General features: G+C 55.9%; 23 protein-coding genes and 1 pseudogene. 10 read left to right on the top strand and 14 right to left on the bottom strand.

Annotation, left to right across the window (positions count from 1 at the left end):
* Nucleotides 1-326: 326 nt before the first annotated feature.
* The 9 genes and pseudogenes from MOV14_RS02640 to MOV14_RS02595 form a co-directional block, all read right to left on the bottom strand.
* Nucleotides 327-1,145: an ABC transporter permease gene (locus MOV14_RS02640; protein ID WP_318537685.1), complete on the bottom strand. Its 819-nt coding sequence runs from the start codon at nt 1,143-1,145 to the stop codon at nt 327-329.
* A 51-nt stretch (nt 1,146-1,196) separates the two neighbouring features.
* Nucleotides 1,197-2,201 (bottom strand): ABC transporter ATP-binding protein, encoded by a 1,005-nt coding sequence (locus MOV14_RS02635; RefSeq protein ID WP_318537684.1) that lies wholly within the window; start codon nt 2,199-2,201, stop codon nt 1,197-1,199.
* 473 nt (nt 2,202-2,674) lie between these two features.
* A pseudogene (locus tag MOV14_RS10005) lies at nt 2,675-3,628 on the bottom strand (radical SAM protein); the annotation flags it as partial.
* A 58-nt stretch (nt 3,629-3,686) separates the two neighbouring features.
* Entirely contained in the window at nt 3,687-4,022 is a 336-nt protein-coding gene (locus MOV14_RS02620) for a PqqD family protein (protein WP_318537681.1), read from the bottom strand.
* Nucleotides 4,023-4,110: 88 nt separating this feature from the next.
* On the bottom strand, nt 4,111-4,848 hold the full coding sequence (locus MOV14_RS02615) for a hypothetical protein (RefSeq protein ID WP_318537680.1): 738 nt from the start codon (nt 4,846-4,848) through the stop codon (nt 4,111-4,113).
* A gap of 38 nt (nt 4,849-4,886) precedes the next feature.
* Nucleotides 4,887-5,681 (bottom strand): hypothetical protein, encoded by a 795-nt coding sequence (locus tag MOV14_RS02610; RefSeq protein ID WP_318537679.1) that lies wholly within the window; start codon nt 5,679-5,681, stop codon nt 4,887-4,889.
* Between the two features lie 118 nt (nt 5,682-5,799).
* The gene (locus MOV14_RS02605; protein ID WP_318537678.1) at nt 5,800-6,075 is read right to left on the bottom strand and encodes a DNA-binding protein; all 276 of its coding nucleotides are present in this window, start codon (nt 6,073-6,075) and stop codon (nt 5,800-5,802) included.
* A gap of 53 nt (nt 6,076-6,128) precedes the next feature.
* The gene (locus MOV14_RS02600) at nt 6,129-6,980 is read right to left on the bottom strand and encodes a helix-turn-helix transcriptional regulator (RefSeq protein ID WP_318537677.1); all 852 of its coding nucleotides are present in this window, start codon (nt 6,978-6,980) and stop codon (nt 6,129-6,131) included.
* A 64-nt stretch (nt 6,981-7,044) separates the two neighbouring features.
* Nucleotides 7,045-8,943, bottom strand: a complete 1,899-nt coding sequence (locus MOV14_RS02595; RefSeq protein ID WP_318537676.1) for a S16 family serine protease — start codon at nt 8,941-8,943, stop codon at nt 7,045-7,047.
* A 155-nt stretch (nt 8,944-9,098) separates the two neighbouring features.
* Here MOV14_RS02595 and MOV14_RS02590 point away from each other — a divergent pair, with 155 nt between their 5' ends.
* The 3 genes from MOV14_RS02590 (at nt 9,099) to MOV14_RS02580 (ending at nt 11,142) form a co-directional block, all read left to right on the top strand.
* Entirely contained in the window at nt 9,099-9,446 is a 348-nt protein-coding gene (locus MOV14_RS02590) for an Mth938-like domain-containing protein (RefSeq protein ID WP_318537675.1), read from the top strand.
* Nucleotides 9,447-9,487: 41 nt separating this feature from the next.
* Nucleotides 9,488-9,748, top strand: a complete 261-nt coding sequence (locus MOV14_RS02585; protein WP_318537674.1) for a hypothetical protein — start codon at nt 9,488-9,490, stop codon at nt 9,746-9,748.
* Between the two features lie 248 nt (nt 9,749-9,996).
* Nucleotides 9,997-11,142: a transposase gene (locus MOV14_RS02580; RefSeq protein ID WP_318537673.1), complete on the top strand. Its 1,146-nt coding sequence runs from the start codon at nt 9,997-9,999 to the stop codon at nt 11,140-11,142.
* 199 nt (nt 11,143-11,341) lie between these two features.
* Here the strand turns inward: MOV14_RS02580 and MOV14_RS02575 are convergent, their stop codons facing one another.
* Nucleotides 11,342-11,626 (bottom strand): ATP cone domain-containing protein, encoded by a 285-nt coding sequence (locus MOV14_RS02575; RefSeq protein ID WP_318537672.1) that lies wholly within the window; start codon nt 11,624-11,626, stop codon nt 11,342-11,344.
* 153 nt (nt 11,627-11,779) lie between these two features.
* Between MOV14_RS02575 and MOV14_RS02570 the strand changes: the two genes are divergently transcribed.
* From MOV14_RS02570 to MOV14_RS02560, 3 genes are read left to right on the top strand one after another with little or no spacing between them, the layout of a single operon-like run.
* Nucleotides 11,780-12,112 carry a DUF4870 domain-containing protein gene (locus MOV14_RS02570; protein WP_318537671.1) on the top strand — a complete coding sequence of 111 codons (333 nt, stop codon included), beginning with the start codon at nt 11,780-11,782 and terminating at the stop codon, nt 12,110-12,112.
* A gap of 53 nt (nt 12,113-12,165) precedes the next feature.
* On the top strand, nt 12,166-12,819 hold the full coding sequence (locus MOV14_RS02565; RefSeq protein WP_318537670.1) for a corrinoid protein: 654 nt from the start codon (nt 12,166-12,168) through the stop codon (nt 12,817-12,819).
* A gap of 1 nt (nt 12,820) precedes the next feature.
* Nucleotides 12,821-14,248, top strand: coding sequence for a trimethylamine methyltransferase family protein (locus MOV14_RS02560; protein ID WP_318537669.1), 1,428 nt, complete (start codon nt 12,821-12,823; stop codon nt 14,246-14,248).
* Here MOV14_RS02560 and MOV14_RS02555 read toward each other — a convergent pair.
* Nucleotides 14,245-16,623, bottom strand: coding sequence for a plasma-membrane proton-efflux P-type ATPase (locus MOV14_RS02555; protein WP_318537668.1), 2,379 nt, complete (start codon nt 16,621-16,623; stop codon nt 14,245-14,247). The two genes, MOV14_RS02560 and MOV14_RS02555, sit on opposite strands and share 4 nt — an antisense overlap.
* A gap of 299 nt (nt 16,624-16,922) precedes the next feature.
* Between MOV14_RS02555 and MOV14_RS02550 the strand changes: the two genes are divergently transcribed.
* Together MOV14_RS02550 and MOV14_RS02545 are read left to right on the top strand one after the other, a co-directional pair.
* Entirely contained in the window at nt 16,923-17,168 is a 246-nt protein-coding gene (locus MOV14_RS02550) for an AbrB/MazE/SpoVT family DNA-binding domain-containing protein (protein ID WP_318537667.1), read from the top strand.
* Nucleotides 17,144-17,602, top strand: a complete 459-nt coding sequence (locus tag MOV14_RS02545; RefSeq protein WP_318537666.1) for a type II toxin-antitoxin system VapC family toxin — start codon at nt 17,144-17,146, stop codon at nt 17,600-17,602. The genes MOV14_RS02550 and MOV14_RS02545 overlap by 25 nt, the downstream gene beginning before the upstream one ends.
* 75 nt (nt 17,603-17,677) lie before the next feature.
* On the opposite strand, the gene MOV14_RS02540 is transcribed toward MOV14_RS02545, so the two are convergent.
* A complete protein-coding gene (locus tag MOV14_RS02540) occupies nt 17,678-18,757 on the bottom strand; it encodes a hypothetical protein (protein ID WP_318537665.1) in 1,080 nt (359 codons plus the stop codon).
* 139 nt (nt 18,758-18,896) lie between these two features.
* Here MOV14_RS02540 and MOV14_RS02535 point away from each other — a divergent pair, with 139 nt between their 5' ends.
* Nucleotides 18,897-19,382 (top strand): nitroreductase family protein, encoded by a 486-nt coding sequence (locus MOV14_RS02535; protein WP_318537664.1) that lies wholly within the window; start codon nt 18,897-18,899, stop codon nt 19,380-19,382.
* 11 nt (nt 19,383-19,393) lie between these two features.
* A complete protein-coding gene (locus MOV14_RS02530) occupies nt 19,394-19,936 on the top strand; it encodes a DNA-3-methyladenine glycosylase (protein WP_318537663.1) in 543 nt (180 codons plus the stop codon).
* Here MOV14_RS02530 and MOV14_RS02525 read toward each other — a convergent pair.
* Both MOV14_RS02525 and MOV14_RS02520 read right to left on the bottom strand, forming a co-directional pair.
* A complete protein-coding gene (locus MOV14_RS02525) occupies nt 19,926-20,996 on the bottom strand; it encodes an ABC transporter ATP-binding protein (RefSeq protein WP_318537662.1) in 1,071 nt (356 codons plus the stop codon). The two genes, MOV14_RS02530 and MOV14_RS02525, sit on opposite strands and share 11 nt — an antisense overlap.
* Before the next feature lie 6 nt (nt 20,997-21,002).
* On the bottom strand, nt 21,003-21,827 hold an 825-nt coding region (locus MOV14_RS02520), incomplete at its 5' end, for an ABC transporter permease (protein ID WP_318537661.1).

Raw genomic sequence — 21,827 nt, 5'->3', positions numbered from 1 at the left:
AGTGGAGAAGGAGTCTATTCTTCACGTACGTGAGCGATGATCAGGTAAGCGCTTAAGAGTAGAAAGCGACACGAAGAGGTAGCTCAAGCTTACGGGTCATCTGAAGTCACTGAGGGTCTCAAGTTACCCGAGCTTGTTACCAGCGCGTTAGCTTTTGGGGCACTAGGCGCCGCGCTCACGCTCGAGCTGTTGCTCTCCGCAAGGCGAGCCAGGATGGTTGCGGTGGGCAACCTTGGGGTCGAGGAAGGATGGTGAATATTAAGTGGATGGGTGAGGGGAAAAGAAGTAGCGGACGCACAGGTGAACGGGTATTCGTGAGCTGTCTTTTACAGCTTGCGCGCTTTGTACGTGATAAAGTTCTCGGTACCTCTGTAAAGCAGGATGGCTACGGGTAAAAGGAGGGCATAAAGGGAGAGGATCGCTAGTTCCTCTGAAACACCCTCTAGCGGAACTCCTAAGAGGAGAGCTTTCCTTACTCCGCTGAAAACATACGTATGAGGTAATAGGTAGCTCAGCGGTCGGAGCCAGCTTGGTAGCACCTCAATTGGGAAATACGCACCTCCTACAACATTTGCTGCAGTTGTCACAAGCCATGTAAAGGGGTTAATGTGCACATCTTCTCGGTATAGGAACAGCCAGAATGTGTTAGCCAAGAGCAGACCGAGAGTAAGGCTAGCTAAGAAACCGAGAATGATCACCAGCAAGGCCGCTATGTAATTGGCGCTGGGGCTAAAGCTTACCCTGAACACGATAAGCCCGAGGATCAAGTATATGGAAGCCTCTATTAAAAATCGCAGTAATTCAAACGTGAAGCCAGCCACAGCAGCCACCGCTTTGGGTATTCCAGCCAGGTAGTAGTATGCCCACACTGGAACCCTGAAGCCTCCAGTGCTCACGTGCCCCCGGTAGAGGCTCCTCAGCGTAACTTCGGGTTGTTCAACTCCTATGTTAAGCAAAGGAACGATCATCAAGGCAATTAGTATGTACGAGAGAAACCACTCAGCCTGGCCTGTCGTCCCTGCAACGAAGCGCGTGTAGTAGAACCACGAAGCGAGCGTGAGTCCGATGTTGAGGAGTTCCGTGGGCACGTACGCAAACCACCACACGTAGACGTTAACCGTGTAATCCTTCAGGCTCCTTTTCAAGCTCCGTAGCAGGAGACGTATGGTTTCATGGTTTCTCCCGTTTTCACGGCTCTAGCCACCCGCTGTGAAAACATAGCAAGTTTTAACTTTATGCTCAAAGAGAGCCGGTGTAGCGTACTTGCTGAGAAGAGAAAGGTAAGCGTCCTCGAGAGTAGGCTCACGGACCCTCACGTACAGCAACTTGTTGTTTCCAGCTAGCACGCGGTTAATTGCGTGCTGTATGAATTCCCTGCTATCAGACGTGACCACGCTCATTTTTAGCACGTCTTCTTCAACTTCACTCTTGAGAAGCCTCTCAGCCTTCTCGCCTAAAGATGCCACGAGACTGTAAGGGTCTTCAACAACTTTAACCTCAAGCTCCACCGTCTCGAATAGCTCAAGCTCTCTTTTCAAAATGCTTGGAGTAGCGTCCGCGATGACTCTCCCATTGTGAAGGATGAGCACCCTGTCGCAAACCTGCTCAGCCTCGCTCAGAATATGCGTAGCATAAAGGATCGTGGCTCCCTCATTCACTAACTCTTTAAGCATCCTTAACAACCTGTTTTTTACTTCCGGTGAGACCCCGGAGAAGGGCTCATCCATTAGATAGACCTGAGACTCCTTAATGAGTCCAAAGGCGATAGCCAGGCGGGCAAGCTTCCCGGTCGATAACTCCCCAACCCTCCTGCTAGCATCCTCTAGAAGCTCAACGCGCTCTAAAGCTTCTCTCACGGCATCAGGCGTCAGACCAGCCAGATCTGCAAAACGCTTGAGATTCCACTCGACCGTCATTTCGGGTCTAGTGAAGAGGCTTATGGCAGCAAGCCCCGGGACATATGTGACCACTCGTGGTAGCTTTTCGTGGTCTCTCACCACATCCAGGCCAGCAACCACTGCTTTACCGCTCGTGGGTATAGTTAGCCCAGCCAGCACCTTCAGTAGCGTCGTCTTTCCAGAACCATTAGGACCCAGAACGCCCACAATCTCGCCGCTATGGGCGACGAATGAGACTCCATCGAGAGCTTTTACAACTCTTTTTTCATACTTCCCTACCCTTTCCCCAAAGAAGGTGAACAAGGCGTACAACCCGAAATCCGTCATTGGAACAAAGCCGAGATCTCATAGCTCTCGTACTCCTTTACCAAATTTTCGGCAAGCACCGTTGCATCATCAGCCACAATCTCACCCTAAACAGCCCAGTTCATACTCTCAAGCAAAGCTATACCCGCAGAGATTCAAAACCTTATTTGTAATTTTTCTACTTGGAGGGCAAATTCTCTTACGTCTTACTACACGCAAGATGCCTGCCTTCAAAAAAGCAGCTATTGCACAATACGCCTCATGAATTCCCAGCTTACACTGCTTTCTCGTGATACTTCAGTAATTATAATTATGTCTCCAAATTTTTCTTGATCCATATCATTGCTCTCAGCTCTGAAAGATATGCTTCTACTTGTGTTATTCGTCCATCCTGAGTGTACACTTTCAGCACGTTCGCGTTGGGGTCACTAAACCGTGATTCACGCCTCCCTATTAAGTACTGCTTTTTACACTCCAAGAAGAGGCTCCACCCTGGGGCAGAGGGGGTCTGGGGCTCTGACGTCGCCGTAAAAAGACGCTGCAGCACCCCTGCATCGACCATTGCAAGGGAGCTTACAAGTCCTGCAGGGCTCTAAGAGGTCGCTACGACGCAGCCTCCTCATAGTCTTTAAAATGGGGGAGTTATTCCATATATCGATGAGAGGCTTCATTCTTACATTACCACAAATGTAGCTATCAGGGAAGTACGAGCACGGCTTTACGCTTCCGTCAGGGCTTATGTGTATGGAGGTTGTTCCTGCAGGACATATCGCGTAATCACCTGTGAGTGGCACCTCTTCGAAGGGCCTCGGGTAATCCTCCAGGGAGATGCTTAAGATCCCGATGGCTCTCCGGGCAAACTCCCTGATTGGTTGTACTGCCCTGTTGAACTCCTCGAAACTAACGTATACCCTTTGGAAATTCGCCTTAGCTCTCCCGCTCGGGATCGCTCTATTGACACTCCACCCGTCTACGCCGAGCTCGCTCACCAGCCTGAAAAGATCGTAGAGTTGCCCTAGGTTATCCCTTTGGGCAACTGTTTTAATAAGTACTTTAAAACCCAGCTCCTTCGTCAGCTTTATGGCCTCCACTACTCTCTCAAAGCTTCCTGTAATCCCTCGTATCGAATCATGCACCTTACCTATCCCGTCTAGGCTAAACTGTAGTGTTAGGAGACCGGCCTTCTTGAGCTCTAACGCCTTTTCCTCTCGAGCAGAGTACCATTTGTCGCCACAATCACATCGATCCTGCGGGAGGTCAGTTTTTTCACTAGCTCTATGAGCTCCTCGAACCTGAGTAAGGGCTCACCGCCACCCACCGACACCTGAAGAACCGGCATCTCGATAAGCTGATCGGCCAACTCCAGTATCTCTTCAAGCGAGAGCTCATTTCTCGAGTCACGGGCTACATAACGGTGCAAGCACTCGAGGTTGCACCGGTAGGTTATCTCGAACAGAACCTGGGCTGGAGCGTACAGGTAGTTTAATAGTGTTTCACGTGGAGGTCCCCCTCGATCTCCGGTTTAAAGCCTTTGAAGCGCTTGCCGTCATTTGTTAGGAAACCTCTTCTCAGCCCCTCCAAGAGTACATTATACACACCTGCGATGCTCTCGGAGTGCTTTAGTAGGTACTCTCCCTCAATAGTTTCCAGGATTTCCTTGACGGTTTTTTCACCGTCACACAGGCTGAGTATCTTGAACGAGGTTTCGTTAACGTAATGTATTCCGCCCCTAAAGTCAAGGAAGGATGCCACAAAGTGCCCATCACCTATAATGCTGTTTTCCTTTCTAACCTTCTTAGCGAGGAAGATAGGTTTCATTTCTTGCGTCCCCTAACAGGATTTAGGTTTTTAGAACTCTGTAAGGGATAGCTGGTGCAGTAGTGAAGGCAGTTAGCGCCGTAGCGAGTCATATTGTTACTCGGAAGCCTCCATTTTCACGCACAATCAAGGCTCTCGCATTCTTTACCCCAAGCCGCTCAGCGGTCTCTGCCCACCTGCTCGATAGTGCTACAACAGCGACGGCCCCGACAATGTGAGCCTTCGCTTGCTCCACTAGCGACGCGAGCGCTGAGAGGGACTGGAAATCATTCACGATGCTCTTGACGACGAGTACTCTGCTTTCCTTCTCGATGCTATCCCTGGGAACGTGCAGGTAAATAATCTCGCCTCTCTCTCCTGACGTGTAGGACGCTGTGAGGAGCTTCCCCCAGTTTCCGTAAGCTCTCTCGGAGGCAACGGCGACGTCTGCGAGGAGCCACTCCGCGACAACAACCGCTAAACCGGCGTTGCGCTCCGGGTAAGTCAGGATGGTGTCCACCTCCAGTCCCGAGAACAGCTTCCAGACCACGTATCCGATGAGGTTCAGCACCCTGGGGTTGAACAGTAGCCTCCACTCCTCTACTATCTCGTTCTGGCGCGTCAGGCACTCCTTCAGGGCTTTCTCCACGAGCCTTTTCTCGCGTATCGCTTCGAGTATCTTCTTCGCGGTCTGCCTCTCGGGGAAGTGCGAGTAGCTGGTGTACCTCCACAGGACCTGCGACGGAATTCCGAGCAGCTCCTCGAGCTCCTTGAAGGTGTAAACCTCCTTTAAGCCGTTAAGCAGCCTGGCCACGATGTAAGAACTCTCCTCAGCCTCGGTTGACATTCACCAACCAGGGTAAAGAAAGAGCCCAGGTTTATAAGTTATTTCCGCCCTTCCCCGTCGCCCTCCCGTTGCTCGCCCATGATGCTTTCAAGCTCCCTGCGTGCCTCCTCCTGCAGCCTCTTGATCTCGTCAAGCTTCCCGCGAATCCTCTCAAGCCAGTCCCTGCTGGCCTCGATACCCTTGTGCACGAAGAAGGCGATACCCTCGTTCCTGCTCTTAAAGATCCCCGCCTCGACGAGGAGATCGATGACATTCAAATCAGCCTGCGGTAACCTGACCGAAGAGATTATGGTAGATGGAGTCCGCAGCCACGGGCCAGACAGAGTCTCCTTGATTATCCTGTCCACCTCCTCTAGGGCTTTCTCAAGTGCACGCATGCTCCCCTTTATGACGGTCGGGCCACCTGGACCGGAGATCGCGACCACGGGGAAACCTCTGCGCGACCTCCTATCCCTGATAGCCTCCTTTATATCCTCTATCAGAGTATCAAGCCTATCCTCAACCTCCTCAACCCTCTCCTCGAGCTCGTCGGCGATATCTTCCATGTACTCCTTCAGGTCAGAGTAAAACGGGCTACCCGAGCCCAACAGCGAGGCACGCTGCACTAGAAGCTCCCTAATCCTAGCCTTAAACCTGTGCTTCAGCTCCATCAGCTCCGCGGAGAGTCTCCTCGCCTCGGCGAGAAGCTCTAGCGCTTGCGCATCCGAAACCTCTCCCTCCATGCTTGACTCGATGTTCGCCAAACGCTTGCTGATTTCCTCGAGCTTGGAGGAGGTTTCTTCCCACAGCTTCCTTACCTCCTCGATCAGGCCCTTGAACTCATCGCTTTCCATGTGTAATGTAACAATACAGTTCTATATATGTTTTGCCCAGCGGAGAGCACGCAGTGGGTAGGATTTTCGAGCATATAAGCTGGGGTGAAGAGTGGTAGGCGCTCGATGTCCAGGAGCGCTAGAGGTGAGAAATTATCTCGATCTCGATCACTGGGACGGACTTTTCTTTCGCCTCCTCACCGACTTCCTCGCTGTAAAGCTTGATCTGTCCGTACGATACCTTATCACCTGTCATCCGCTTAATGCTCTCCGTGACTTCCGCGGCTTTAGATATGTTATGTCCCCTGGCCTTAACGGTCAGCTTTTTGGCTCCCTTCTTTAGAAGCGTGAGTACCTCAAGCACGTATGTGCTTGCAGGCTTCTCCCCAATATACACAGTTGATTCTTGAGACATCTTTTTTTCAAGGAAAATATTACACAGTCGGAATATTAACCTATTTGTCAGCCCTACCTTGCCAAGGCTACGAGTAGCCCTTCGGAGGTTCTCGTGGTTCTCACAATGCCTTTTTCCTCAAGCCTCCTCACACGCCTGAGGGCCGTGGTTGAAGGCATGCCCAGAGCGCTCCGTATCTCGCTGAGGTACGCCTTCCCGCCGCGGCTTCTAAGGAACTCCACTATCATTTCCTCATCCTCTGTTAGAACAGCACCGCCCCTCTTACCCCTCTTCGCGAGGTAGACCGCAACCCCCACAGCTACAGCAGCCACCAGAACGGCTGCGGCTACGGTTAACGGGTTTAAGCTACCGGATACACCGGGTGCCTGAGGAGCGCCCGGGCTCGGTGAGGGCGGTTGCTGCGTCTCCGGTGGAAGTTCGACAACGCTCAGCGAGAAGTCTTCCCCGAGCCTGCTGTATCTCAGGACAAGGTACTCTCCCTCCCTCTCGATGCGGTCCGGCACGGGCTCTACTCCCAGTAGCACGTAGCTACTGTGGATCCGGACGACTAGCGACTGATTCCAGGAGTCGACAACTATCGTAGCGGGGTCGCCTGACAAGATCCTGGACACGAAGGTTACGTTCACCGCTTCTCCGGGTTCAAGCAGCATGGCTAGAGTGCTGCCGGAAAGGTTGTACAGCGGGACTGCTCCCAGCGAGCTCCCCACACTGAGGGATTGGACCTGCCCCGGTAGCGTAATCGTGAACACGTCCTCGGCTGGAGAAGTCGCCGTGATCCTCCCCTCTATTATACCTCCAGGCAGCACAAGTAGCTCCTCAGAGCCCTGCAGGCTCTGGGCTAGCGCCCCCAGCGACACGACGAGCAAAAGCAACAAAGGAACTAATGCGGTGGCTTTACCGAGCACGACAGGGATTTAATTAAGGAGGCTTATAAAGCTAGCATCACGGCCAGTCGGCTCGACGATATGCCTACTTTCCTATGAGGCTTCTCAAGAACTTTACGACTCCTTCAATGGCCAGAGAGATCCTCACGTAGAGCTCGTTGAGCCACTCCGCTATCCGATCCCAGATGCCCTTTCTGGGCTGGGGCTGAGAGGGCTGTGGGGTAGGCTGGGGTTGCGGGGTTTCCTGAACACCTGGCGTTGGCATGGCGGTTGCGTTGAATGTCTTCGCAAGCTCGACAGTCAAGCTTCCGAGCTCTGAGGACAGCTTCAAGTAGGCTAGTTTGTCGGTGTCCGAGGTAGCGGTTAGGCTCTGGTTGTAGAAGTATATGCTTACAAGGAGGTTCGGGGCTGACGACGCGATCTCACTAGCCCTCCTTGAGGACACGTCAACGTAGACCGTAGAGCCGCTAGCACTCTCCTGGAAGTCGAGCATCGCCGCCTCAGCTAGGGCAATGCTCCTAGCCGCGGCAACGGCCGATAGGAAGTACTTGCCTGAGCTGAAGAGCGACGTCGCCGCTGAGTAGTACGTGCTAGCGTAGTCGAGGAGGGTGGAGGGTGAACCAGTCTGTGATAGTACCGAGTACACGTACGGCCACGTCGTCCTCGCGATTGAGAGGTACGTGCTCGCCTGCTGGAAAGCGCTAGTGGATTGATCTTGGGAGAGGCCGTCGAGCCAGAGCTTAGCCTCCTCGAGTAGCGCGGAGGCATAGGCTAGGCTCTGCAGAGCGCTCTGCGGGTCTGAGGACCACTGGGAGGCTGACGCGTTGTAGAGCCTTGAGGCTCTTATCGCGAGGTCGGCGGCTAGAACCTTGAAGTTTAGCTGCGCGAAGTCCTTTGCACCCGCTTTCTCCGCGAGTGAGAGGTAGGTGGCTATCTCGTCGCGGATGCTGTTGACTTGAGCCTCTAGGCTCCTCCCCTCCGAGTAGTCTACGACCAGTTTAACCCACCTCGACTCCGCTATGCTCGACGTGAGGAGGGGTATGCTCCCAGCGTCGCCCCTGCGCTTCCTCGCCGCGTCGAGGTAGGAGCCAGCGTAAGCGTTCAGGTACCTGAGAAGGGCGCTCTTGGTTAACGACGTGAGGGTTGAGGCGTTCACGTACGCCCTCGCCGCGCTCAGCTCGTCGGACGCGAGCTTCTCCAGCGCTGACCAGACGCTGTTGACCTTGGCTCTCACGTCGTCCGTGACGATCGGTTTGGCTTGGCTAGCCGGCTTGAGGGGAGCGTTGAAGAAGTAGTGGAGCGCCTCCTCGATGGTTGAGACTTCGACTACGCGAAGACCCCAGTTTCTCATAGCGTAGTCGGTGAGGTTCAAAGTCACCGGTTGAGTCGAGTACACCTGGAACGGTCCGATCCTCCTGACCACAACCTTATAGGTAGTGACCACGCTCTGCCCCGGTGGGACGAGGAACAGCTTTACGCCGCTTGAGGCCATGGCCTGCGCCTTCTCGTAGACGCCACCAACCGGTCCAACCGTGCCGTCAGGGGAGATCATCCCCGTAACAGCCACAGACCTGTTTACGGGCTCGCCTGTGAGAGCCGAGTAGACCGCCACGGCCATGGCGACGCCAGCGCTAGGCCCCCCTATTATCACTGCGTTGCTCGCGACCTTGAAGTAGAAGTTGTACTGGCTGAAGTTGAGCCCGAGAACGTTGCACACCACTCTCGCGGCTGCTGTAGCCGCGCCCTGGAAGTCCTCCTGCGTCAGCGAGTACGTTGAGACGAAGACGTCACCCCAGCCCTCGGTGACGAGCACGCTGATGTTCGTGGCTGAGCCGACGTAGCCGGTATCAGTCTGCGACACAGCCGGGGCAAGCACCCACGCCGAGCCGATCACCTTCAGCTGCTGCGGGGCAGGGGAGGTGAATGCAAGTGTGCTGAGTAGAACCAACGCGAGCAAAACGCCAGAGATTGTCTCTCTCAACATACATTAGGAAGGAGCTACCCCGCATAATTAAGGATTATGTACTTCTGATTCAAACCCATCGTGTCACGGTGCTGGATTGGGCAGACCGAGCATTCCAAATGAGAGAGGGGAAAACACTTATCAGATGCGAGCCAAGTTCAGAGGTAGGGAGTCCCGTGATCGAAGGTTACTCCTTCGGGAGGATCAAAGTGCTAGGGAAAGTTTACCATCGAGACGTAATCCTCGGCAACGAAGGGGTAATAGTTGAGAACTGGTGGAGGAGGGAGGGCCACCTACTGTCCCTAGAGGACATACAGGGCACTTTAGAGCAGTACAAGCCTAACGTGCTCGTCGTCGGCGCCGGGTCCGCTGGAGCCCTGAAGGTTCACCGGAGCGTTCTCGACTACTGCGCAAAAAACGGCATCAGGGTTATCGTGGAGAAGACGGGGAAAGCCGTTGAGACGTTCAACGAGCTTGTCTCCAAAGGGGAGAGAGTGGTGGGGGCTTTCCACCTGACCTGCTGAGAGAAAAAGATATCTCAAACCGTTCGGACGTCTCTGAGGGGATGACGAGGGGTCAAAGCGCTGCTGAGCCGCTGACGAGACCGCTACAGGCCGACCTCGCAAAAGAGGCGGTGGTCGGCGACTTGAGGTACATCTACCCAACGGGGAGGACCTGCGGCCTCCTAGCCCTGCTCGGTTACGGCCCCCGAGGAGCTGACCTGCGGCTACGCCGCCTCGAGGTTTATTCGACGCGCAGCCGGAGCTGTCTCCTATGGAGCATGAAAGTGGCGATGTGCGTGCATATCCTGGCCTTGCACACGTAGCCGTAGGCGCGGAAGAAGCATTCAGCCTTCAGCGAAGTGTAACAATGTTATACTTTCAGCGTTAACATCGGAGCACATATTAACCCCCTCTGTGCAGGGAAGAATGAGGCCCGCCGCCGATGCATTGGCCGGTGAAGGGGTGAGCCGGCATTAGCGGCACGGGCCAGGGTGCTTCCCCGAGAAAACTGGTGCCGCATAGTGTCGGTTGCACTCTCGGGGAAAAGAAGAGAAGCGGGTGGGGGAGTGGTGTGGCTGACCCCCGTGATAGCAGGGTAACTGTTGAAGGCTTCAGGGTGCTGAGGTTCAGGGCTGAGCTGCCGGAGGAGCTGAGGGAGTTCATCGAGAGAGTCTACCAGCCGAGAGCATCGATGCGCTACTGGCAGAGGCTGCTCGGTCTCGACGGCGAGGAGCTCGAAGACGTTTGGAAGCAGGTTCCCTGGAGCTACAGGAAGGCTTTCGAGGACATTGCGGCACTGAGGATGCCGAAGAGGAGGAGCTACGTAAGGTTTCCATTGATGTCGTGGACGCTGAAGGATCATGGAGCAGACCTTCGGGGAAATGAGCTGGTCGTCAGGGTTTACAGGAGAGCCTACAGTATTCCGTTGCCTGAGCGCGGCTTAGGGTGGCTTCGCATGCAGGAGGAGGCTTGCAGGGAGTCTGGAGGGAGGCTGACGAGGTACGTCGCCATCAAGGGAGAGGGAGAGATAAACCTCGTGCTCCACTGCTCGCACAGCCTGGGCATGGAGGAGCTGCTCGAGGGCTTGGAAGTAATCGCGGTCGTAGATATAAACAGCAGCCACGGCTTCTACCTCTTCGCGTACGACCTGCGGAGCGGCGGCTTCAGGATCCGCAGGTTCAAGATACCAAAGGTGAACTGGAGGAGGATAAAGGAGCTGCAACGAGCCGCGGCTAAGTCCAGGAAGCCGGGCGCATGGGCCACCGCGAGGTGCGCGCAGAGGAAGGCTTACAGGCGCCGCAGGGCCGCATTGCTGAACGCCGTCGCAAAGATAGCGGGGGAGCTTAAGGGTAGAAGGGCTATAGTCTTCGTGGACGTCCCATTCGACGAGTCTTTGAGGGGCAACGGCCTGCAGAGAACTCTGCGCAGCTTCGCAAAGAAATTGGAGAACGCACTCGGATTCCATGGAGTACTGGCGATCGAGAGGACGCTGCCCTCGAAGCGCTGCCCCCTCTGCGGGAGCAGGCTCGAGAAGGCAGAGAGGAGAGGTGAAACAAGGGTTATGAAGTGCACGGGCTGCGGCAGAGCCTTCGAGAGGGACAGCGTTCCAGTGTTGCACGCACTAAAGCTATTCATAGAGGAAAGCGAGGTCGAGGAGCTCGCTGAAAAGTTAGTGAGGCACTACCGCTTAAGTAGCCAGAAAAAGCAGAGCAACTAGAGGCTCTGGCCCGCGGTTGGCCGCCGCTGCCCGCAATGGGCGCCGCGGTCGCCGGTTGCCCCTCCCCGGAAGCCCCCTCGAGGGGCAGGCCCGAAGAGGCGATGCGTCGCCCCCGTGTGGGCAACCCCGAGGCCGACCAAGGATGACGAAGATTTAAGGGGGCCAGCAGGGGGCAGAAAAGGAGGGGCAGGCCGACCTCTCACTCAACCTCCTTATCTGAGGCCCTCCTCTTGACGGCCTTGTCGAAAACTATCCAGTTCCTGTACCATTCCTCGTTCTCCTCTTTCAGCAGCGTGAGTACCTCCTTCATGAGCTCCTTCGTCGTGATCTCGCTGACCTTTCGCCTCAGAAGGTCGCCCTCGACAATTTTTCCTATTTTCCGCGCCACTTCAAGCGGTGCTCCGGCCTTCAGGCAGCTCACGACTATTTTCTCGACGGCGAACTCCTCGCGAGTCCCATCCCTCTTAACTACTACGATTCCCACATGTTTTTCGCCGAAAAACTCATATAAAAACATGGCCTTGAGGGAGCCACGCTGAAAATCAACATAGGCATTACACCTAATTACCTAAATATTTTTTTGGCATCGAAGCACGTTGGTGAAGTATTTAAAGATCTGCTCCCAGTAGAGAGGTCGATGGCGAACACGACGCTTGGGCTCGACGAGAAGGTTGAAGCCGCTCTCTCCTACCTGCTGTTCTTCGTCTCCGGAATCATCATACTCATCCTCGAGCAGAAGAGCTCCTTCGTCCGCTTCCACGCCGCTCAGTCAACAGTCACCTTCATAGTCCTCTACCTACTCTACCACTTCGCGGCGTTCTTTCCCGGGAGGTGGATCCTAACCCCGCTCATCTCCGCCCTCTTCGTAATCCTGTGGATCGTCGGCATGGTTAAGGCCTACAGCGGGGAGCTCTACAAGTTCCCGCTACTGGGAGACATCGCCGAGACGCTGGTTGGGAAGCTTCGATAACCGCGGCTCATTAAAGCTTAGCCTTTTTAAAGCACGGCTTCCTGTGGCCCCGTATGCCGGGAGAGAAGTCCGGGGCGGCGCAAAAGCTCTTCAAAGCCGTCGTAGATGGAGACGAAGAGCTTTCGCGCGAAGCGACGAGGGAACTACTCGGCGAGGGCTGGGATCCCCGTAGCATCATCACGGAGGTGCTCGTGCCCGCGATGCGCAAGGTCGGCGAGCTCTACGAGCGGGGCGAGTACTTCATACCCGAGCTGGTCATGTCAGCGGAGGCTTTCAGGGCAGCGATGGATCTTCTAAGGCCCCACTTCAAGGGGTCAGGCGCGCCCGTGAAAGCCGTAGCGGTCTTCGGAACCGTTAGGGGCGACATCCACGAGCTGGGCAAGAACCTCGCAGTGGCGGTCTTCGAGGCCGAGGGCTTCCAGGTAGTGGACCTCGGGGTCGACGTGCCCCCGGAGAGGTTCGCCGACGCCGTGGTCGAGCACAACGCCAGGATAGTGGGTATGAGCGCCCTCATGACCACCACGATGCTCGAGCAGAGGAGCGTTATCGAGGAGCTGAAGAGGAGGGGTCTGCGCGACAAGGTCATCGTGATAGCCGGGGGAGCGCCGGTGACGGAGGAGTGGGTTAAGGAGATCGGCGCCGACGTCTGGGGCCGTGACGCCTTCGAGGCGGTTCGAATCGTGAAGAAAATGCTCGGGGTTGAGTAGCATGCCCAGGCCGGCTCTCACGCTCCTCTCGCGGGACGAGGTAGAGGAACTGCACTCGAAGGCGCTCAGCCTGCTCGAGAAGGTCGGTGTCTTCTTCGAGGACAAGGGGGTGGAGAGGCTTCTCACGCAAAACGGCCTCGAGCTCAGAAACGGCCGCGTGCTGTTCACGGAGAGCTGCATCAAGGAGGCTCTCTCGAAGGCGCCGAAACGGATCCCCCTCTACGACAGGGAGGGGAGGCCCGTCTCAGTGCTGGGTGAGGGGAGGACTGTCTTCAACCCCGGCTCAGCGGCCATCAAGATACTGGACTTCGGCGCGAGCGAGCCCCGCAACCCCACTCTGAAGGACCTTCGCGACCTCGTGATACTCGTCGATGCGCTCAAGGGCTTCAAGGCCCAGAGCACGGCCCTAGTGCCCTCAGAGGTGCCGAACGAGGTTAAGGACGCCGAGAGGCTCTACGTCGTGCTGAAGTACTCCGCGAAGCCCATCGTTACCGGGGCTTTCACCGTCGAAAACCTCCCTCTGATGGTGGAGATGCTCAAAGCCGTGAGGGAGGACTACCGCACTAGGCCATTCGCCATCTTCGACGTGTGCCCAACCCCGCCGCTGAACTGGAGCAGGGTTACCTCGAGGAACCTCGTAGACCTAGCAAGGCTCGGTGTTCCAGCCGAGATCATATCGATGCCCGGGCTTGGCGGCACATCCCCTGTCACCGTCTACGGCGCGCTGGTCCAGCACCACGCCGAGGTCCTAAGCGGCATCGCGCTCAGCCAGATCGTCTCGCCCGGCGCGCCGGTCATCTACGGGGGGTCGCCGACGCTGATCCACCCCTACTACGGCACAGCGGTGATAACCTCACCAGAGTCCGTCCTGGTCACGCTGGCGTACAGGGACCTGGCTAGGCACTTCTCGCTCCCAGTGCACGGCTACCTCGGGCTCAGCGACTCAAAGGCTGTAGACTACCAGGCAGGGGCGGAAGCCGCCTACACGGCGGTCCTAGCGGCTGTAGCGGGGTTCGACGTCGCGTCTGGGCCGGGAATGCTCGAGTTCGAGAGCGTCCAGTCTCTCGAGAAGCTAGTACTGGACAACGAGGTTTGCATGCTGGCGGATAGGATCGCCCGGGGCTTCAGCCCCGACGCAGAGGTGGTAGAGGTTATCAGGGAGGTGGTCCTCGAGAAGAGAGGCAACTTCCTAGCCCACAAGCACACCAGGTCGAGGTACAGGGAGGAGCTACACCTGCCCAAAGTCTGGGACGTCGCGTCGAGAGGAAAGGAGGCGAAGCAGTCCCTGCTTCACTGGGCCCACGAGGAGGTGCTGCGGACGCTCAGGGAGCACGCACCGCCTATACTCGACGGGGACAGGCTGGCTAGACTGAACAGCGTAAGGAAGGTGCTATGGGAAAGAGTTGGCCAACGCCCCCCCGACGTTTAAAAAAGCCTTTTCGCAAGCTTGACCTTCAAGGGGTCGGAAACAAGCACAGAAGCGGAGAGCGCGAACGCGTAGGCCGCTTCTTCCACTGTGAGCCTCGCTATCACGAGCCCCGTTAGAGCTAGGAGGGTGAAAATCAGGCTGGTCAGTATCATCGACAAAGCCAGCTCGCGGCACGGCTTAGAGCTCCAGAAGAACCTCCTCTCTCTCACTTGGAGGATCCTGAACTGGCTCATGTAGACCAGTGCCAGGAGGAGCAGGCTACGCGAAGCGTGCCAGTCGAGGCCGAAGCGGAAGTAGGATAGCCACAACACAGCGGTTGCGGGAACCAGGTAGAATACTGCAAGGGGAAGAGATAGCACCATAACGCCCCGGAGGTTCCACCTTGCGGGCCTCTGAGACGGGTATTGGTTGTCGGTTGCTATAGACATGGTGAGGAAGTCGTTGGCCAGCAGCAGCAAAGCCATATCGAGCGGCGTGAGCGCCATCTTTCTGAGCCACACCATGGCTATGAGCACGACGCCTATAACTTGGACGGTTTTAACAACCTTGTTTACAACCCACGTTACAGCCCTCTCGTGGATAACCCTGCTGATCTTCACAGCGTCTACGATCACCGACAACCCAGGTTTCACGAGGACTATGCTCGCGGCGCTTTTCGCCGCATCCGTGGCGTTCTCAACAGCGATCCCCACCTCAGCCTGGCTCAGGGCGGGCGCGTCGTTGACCCCATCTCCCGTCACGGCCACCACATGGCCCCTCTCCTGGAACTTCCTGACAACGTTAAACTTGTCCTCAGGAAAGACCTCCGCAAGGCCGTCGAGCTCTTCAATATCAACTCCCCTCTCCAGCTTGCGCACAGAGACAACGTTCTCACCGAGGCCTACGCTCCTCGCTACTTCACGCGCGACAGCTTCGTTATCACCGGTCAGCATCACTGGGCGTACTCCAAGCTTTTTCAGCGCGCTTATCAGCTCCCTAGCCTCAGGCCGTGGAGGATCGATCAAGTGTATTAAGCCGACCAGTCTCAAACTTTCACCCCCTTCTTCCCCAACCGCCACAGCCAGCGTCCTGTACCCCCGTTTCGCAGCGTCGGCCAGCTTCTCCTCAAGGAACCTCTCCTCGCTCTCGGTTCTCGAGCACAGCTGAAAAACAGTCCTAGGCTCTCCTAGAGCTATCCGCAGAACCCGACCCTCCTCCTCGACGAAGGCCTCGCTCCTCTTCAGGGACGGGTCAAACGGGATGAAGCGCAGAAGCTTGAGTCTGCCCCTCTCCAAGCCGATGCCTTTAGCATACTCAATAACTGCAAGGTTCAAGGGGTCAAGGGACTCTTCCCGCGTTGCGTACAAAGCGTACTCGACCACCCTGCTCTCCTCAATGCCCAGTGCATCCACACGGACGACGCGGAGCTTGTTTAGGGTGATCGTACCCGTCTTGTCGAAGCATGCGACATCCACCGCGGCGAGATCCTCGGAGGCGCTGAGCCTCGTCACTAAGGCTCCTCGCCTTGAAAGCTCCAAGGCGCCGTACGCTTGAAGGATCGTGAGGACAGCCGGGAGAGCCACCGGAACGGAGGACATGAGGAACACCACAGCCAGGCTTGCAAGGTCTACAAACCCCCACTTCTCGAACACTCCTACCGCGCCCGCCACCGCTAGGCTAAAGAGGCCGAAAGCCACCATGTAGCGGGTGACAGCCAGAACAGTATCCTCCTGGAGCGACCTCGACTTGGCGGACTTCACCAGCTCTACTGTTCTGCCAAAGTACGTCCTGCTTCCAGTGTTCACGACTACGCACTTCGCCTCACCCCGCTTGATGACCGAGCCCGAGAAGAGCACGTCTCCTTTCCTTTTCTCAACCGGAAGGCTTTCGCCCGTCAGGGCGGACTGATCCACTAGAACGTTCCCCTCCATGATCTTAGCGTCCGCAGGCACAATGCTCCCGAGGCGTAGAAAGATCACGTCACCTGGGACCAGCTCCCTGGCGTCCTTCTCAACCCACCTGCCATCGCGCAGGACGCTAACCCTTATACTCAGACTCCTCTTCAGGGCCTCCACAGCCTTCCTGCTCGACCTCGCGTGGAAGTGCCCAAGCGTGGCGTTAAGCGCGAGCAACCCGGCCATTATCCAGGCCTCGAGAACTCTGCCCGTCAAGTACGAGAGAACAGCCGTCGCCTCCATGAGCCACGGGAGAGGCCCCCAGTACCTCTTCAGATACTCGAGCACAGGGTTCTCCCTCTTTTCCATGACCTCGTTGGGACCCACTTCAGCCAGCCTCCTCTCCGCCTCCTCGTTGCTGAGCCCCTCAGGGGATGTGTTGAGAATTCTCAGCGTCTCCTCAACGGTAAGGCTCTCGAAATAAAGGGTGCGGTGAGACACGGAAAAACAATAAGTCGTGCGGTTTAAAACTTAAGTGACTGGTTTTCGGGCTAGAGGGGGTGGTGTATGACTGCGTGTCGCCCCCCAGGGTTTTAGTCCTGCACACGCTACCTGGTGTGGGAGAGGTAAGTATTCGAAACTAGCTTGAAAACTGTGCAATCGAATTAACGGAAGAGGTTTGTCTAAGCTCCAGATTCTCAGCGTCAACCCTAGTCCTCCGGAAGATCACGCGATTTCGTTTTAACCTGAGGTTAAACTTTTTATGTTGGCTCCTCAAAAGGTAACGGGGGTATGAAGCAGTGGCTGTAACTAGGGTTTACAGAAAAGGCATTATAGTTCTTCCTAAGGATATTAGGGAGAGGGCCGGGGTAGAAGAAGGCATGTTACTTGAGGTTTCCGTTGAAGAGGGGAAGATCGTCTTAAAGCCGATTGACCTTTGGGACAAAGTGTGGGGTTGTGGCAAAGGCAGGGGGTCGGCAGAGGAGGCGGAGAGGGAGCTTGACGCCGAGGAGGAAGAATATTGGCGGAGGAGGTTAGAGAGGTAATTGTAGATACCTACGCATTGCTAGCGATGGTGTTTGATGAGGTTGGTGCTAGGGCCAGAGACATTCTCGAAGAGATACGCTGGGGGCGAGTTAAAGGGCTACTCCCTGTCACAGTTGCTTACGAGTACGTGCTACACTGGCTGAGGGGGAGGATTCCTGCATTTAAGAGCTCGATTGAAGTGTTAACGTACCTTAGAAGCTATTTTAAAGTTGTGAACCTTTCTCTGGAGGAGTATGTGCAGGCGGCAAGAGTGAAGGTAAGAGGTGATGCGCTTCTGGAAAGGGCTGAAGATGAGAGTCTTCGGTCAAGAAGGCTCAGCATAGTGGATTCAACAGTAATAGCTCTAGCCCTCGGGAGGAAGGTGCCGATACTTACTGGCGACAGAGACTTAGCATACGTTGCATTGAAAGAGGGAGTGGAAGTAATCTGGTAGATACGGTGGTAACTGCCACAGCTTCGAATACCTCACGGCGAAGAAGGAAGACGAAAAAGATTGGTAAAAAAAAGTTTAAGGCTTACCCTGAGCTCTCCTTGCTCTGCACGCGAACCTGGCTTCAGCCATCAGGCTCCGCAGGTTTTGCGAGGTGCCGAGTACCTTGGCCATATCCCTCGACTTTATCGCGTCCAGTAATGCGTTGGCCGAGGCTTCGAGCTCTTTCGCTAGGGTTGCGTTGCAAGGCCTTACAACTCCCGCGAGCTGCTTCGCCGCTCTAGCTAGGTTCTCGAGGCGCGTGGCCTGTGTAAGCAGCACCATGTAGTCCCTGTACTCGAGCATGAGGCGCCTCAACTCAGCCAAGGCCTCCGCGTTCTTCCCGGCTGAAACTAGGGCCTCTATCTTCGATACTTTTTGCTCGAACCACGCCCTGAACTCCTCAGCTACCTCTGGTGCGACCTTGCTGAGCCTCGCGTATGTTACGTTAAAGGCGGCTTTGAGGTGTTCAAGGTCTTTAGATAGGTACCTAGCTCTTAGCTGCGTGGCAAGCGAGAAGACTAGCCTCTCTGCCTCCTTAACCTTGCCCCAGGCCTGCTCGACCAGCTGCGCTGCTCCAGCAGTGTCGTTGGCTTTCAGCTTCTCGGAGGCTTGGTCTAGGAGGCCGGAGGCCTCGTTCAGGAGGGCTAGAACCTGGGATGCGTTCACGCTTTTCTCCTGCATCCTCGAGGCCACGTTCTGCATGGCCTTTATTTGGTTCTGTAGTGCGCGGATCTCGGCCTCTAGGCTCCTGGCGACGAATTTCTTCCTCTCCCCTAGGATCACGGGGACCAGTTGCCTTGAGACCGAGACGAGCTCAGCCCTAGCCTCCCTCAGCAGGGCTAGGCTCTCGTTGTAGCTCCCGGCGTTGGCTAGGCGGGATGCGTTGTCTAGCAGCTCCTTAACGACACTCAACTGGCTCAGTAGCTCCTGCTGCTTCGTGGCGTTGGTGACCCTGCTCTTCACCACTTTTTCAAGCCTTGCCGACTCGTTCTCCAAGATCGAGATGAGTTTCTGGATTCTGTCAGCCTGGGGGCTCTGCGCCTGGACGGGTGCGAGGATCAGGGGGTATGTTAATAGCAGCGCGATCAGGATTGCGGATACAGCCGCTTTGCCCACGCTCTTCACCGCCACATACCCCGCGAGGCAGATTGATAAGGATAGCAACGGTTTTACATGAAATCACCGTTTTTTGTGAAATGAAGGTGATGAATGGTTAAAAGTATGGTTTGCGTGAAGCCTGAAGGGGGCCTTCGCGGTGGCTGTGGATCTGCTACTATCCCGCAGAAGTATAAGGGTTTTCCAGGACAGGGACGTACCGGAGGACCTAGTCCGCAGGGCTGTTGAAATCGCAAGGCACGCTCCGAGCTCTAGGAATCGCCAACCCTGGCGCGTGATTGCAGTCAAAGACCGCCGCATTCTCAAAGAGCTTGCAGGCGTAACGCCTGGCGCGAGGCCGCTCGCCTCAGCCCCTCTAGCTCTGTGCGTCGTGGTGAGGCCTGAGGTGAGCCCGACCACCTACTTGCTGGACGGCGCCATATTCACCACCTACCTGTGGCTCGCTCTGCACGCCCTCGGGCTTGGAGCTGTCTGGATAAACACCCTCCGGTGGCCCAGGTACTCCGAGATCCTCACCATCCCGCCTGACGAGGTCCTTGTGGCGGCGCTGGCCGTCGGCTACCCTGCGGAGCATCCGCCGCCTAGACCCCGGAAGAGCGTTGAAGAAATATTAACGTGGTTATAAAAGCCAAGAGTGTGACAGAGCACGGGGTCCTTCCTCAGTCCTTTTACGCCAGGAGGCCTGACGCTGTGGCCTTGGAGCTGCTCGGGAAAATGCTCGTGCGTGTCTTGGGCGGCGTCACCATGCGTGGCGTGATCACCGAGACAGAGGCGTACTTCGGGCCAGAGGATCCCGCAAGCCGGGCGAGGCACCGCAGGGGGAGGCTCACCGAGGCGATGAAAGGCCCGGCTGGCTACACACTCGTCTACGGGATCCACAGGCAGTGGCTGCTAAACGTGGTGGCGCACGCGGAGGGCGAGGCCGGCGCAGTGCTCATACGCTCGATCAAGACGGAGTTCGGGGAGGTGAGGGGTCCCGGACGCGTGACACGCTACATGATGATCGACAAATCGATGCACCAGCAACCGGTTTTCTCACCCTCAAGCCCGTTGCAGGTTCAGACGTATAAGGTCCTTCCGGATGATTGCGTAGAGAGGAAGAAAAGAATCGGGGTTAGCAGGGATCTCGATACGCCGTTGAACTTTTCGGTAAAAAAGGACTGTAAAGCTATGTTGTAGCTTCAGGTACTATGATCACGTCGTCCGGGTTTATGTAAACGGTGAGTATTTGTTTTTCAGCTTCGGCGCTCCCCGTCTTAACGAAAGTCCTGAGCTCTCCTAAGTTCGCTACGCTCAGCCTGACGTCGACGGTTGAGCCCAAGAACGTCTTCCGCACTATTATTGCTTCAAAGACGTTGTGCCTCGGAGCAGATGGTTCCAACTGGATGTGCTCTGGCCTTATCACGGCGAAGCCCTCACCTCCCACAGCTATCAGGGACTCGCGCGCCAGGAGCCTGGCGCCTTCGCTGGTCTGGAACTCGAAGTAGCCTTCAGGAGTGCGGCTGACAACTCTGCCCTTAATCAGGTTTACAACTCCGAGGAACCCAGCCACGAACGTGTTAGCCGGCCTGCGGTATATCTCGTCTGGGGTTCCGATCTGTATGATCCGTCCTTTACTCATTATGGCTAGCCTGTCGGAGACGACGAGTGCCTCAGCCTGGTCGTGTGTGACGTATATGCTTGTTATCCCCAGCTTCTTCATCAGGTCTCTTATCTCGAACCGGAGCTGCTCCCTTAGCACTGCGTCTACGTTGCTCAAAGGCTCATCGAAAAGTATCACGTCGGGGTTGGGGGCGAGAGCTCGAGCCACTCCCACGCGCTGTTGCTGACCGCCGCTGAGCTGGTGCGGCTTCTTGTTCTCGAGCCCCTCGATTCTGAGTAGCTCCATGACCTCTCTAACTCTCCTCTTGATGTCCTCCTGGCTCCACCCGCGCATCTTAAGCCCGAAAGCTATGTTGTCGAATACCGTCATGTGGGGCATCAGCGCGAAGTTCTGGAAAACCATCGTGATGTTTCTCTTCTCGGGCGGGACGTCGTTCATCAGCCGGCCGTCGAAGTAAACGTTACCCTTGTCAGGCTTCAGGAGGCCAGCGATTATCCTTAGGGTTGTAGTCTTCCCGCAACCAGAGGGTCCTATCAGTGTGAAGAACTCCTTGTCTTTAACCTCGAAGGAGATGTTGTCGAGTATTTTCACACCAGTCAAGTACTTTTCCACGTTTTCCAATCGCACTCCAACCATTCCGGCTCACCCCTTAATACCTGCACCCGCTATAAACTCAGTCCTAACGTACTTTTCAGTCAATATCAGGAAAACAATCGAGGGAACAAGCAATACTATGGAAAGCGCGCTCACTGGTCCGATAGCTACGTAGTAGCCGCCCACGTACCTGAAGATCTGGACAGGGATAGTTATGATGTCCGGGAGGCCGACCAGCGCCGTCAACAGGTACTCGTTGATGCTCCAGGAGAAAGCGAAAATGGTCCCCGAGAGCAGTCCTGGCGTCACGAGAGGGAGGTAAACGTGGATGAACACCTTGAACGTTGAAGCGCCCAATACTCTTGCTGCCTCCTCGAGGGCTGGGTCAATTGCCTCGAAGTTCGCCACCAGGCTCCTGAACATGTAGGGCGTTGCGCCGATCATGTGCGCGAAAGCCACAGCCCAGATGTTGCTCTTCAGGCCAATGTTCGTGAAGTAGCCCAGGAGACCGACTCCCGTCGCCACAGGCGGGACGATCAAGGGCAGCATTAGGAGAGATATGACGAGCTCACGACCCTTAAACTGCTTAGTCCCCACCGCGTACGCGGCTGGGAGAGATAGCAGAGCAGAGAAAGCCACCACGATCACTCCGATGACCACGCTGAGCGTCAGGGGCCCTATTAGGGCTCCGCTGTCCAGAAGTAGCTTAAACCACTTGAGGCCGTACTCCGTGGGGACAAGGCTCTCGCCCGGCCACTTTTCCGAGAAAGCCCAGAGAGTCACAGGTATAAGCGGGAAAATGAAGAACACTGTAAGCGATCCAAATATTACGTAGAGCAGTGCCCTGAACAACTTCTCGCCTATCATACCTTC

The organism is Infirmifilum sp. NZ (genome assembly GCF_022693705.1).
GTDB lineage: Archaea > Thermoproteota > Thermoprotei > Thermofilales > Thermofilaceae > Thermofilum.
Note: the sequence above shows the minus strand (reverse complement) of the source record. Positions and strands in the feature narration are given on the sequence as shown.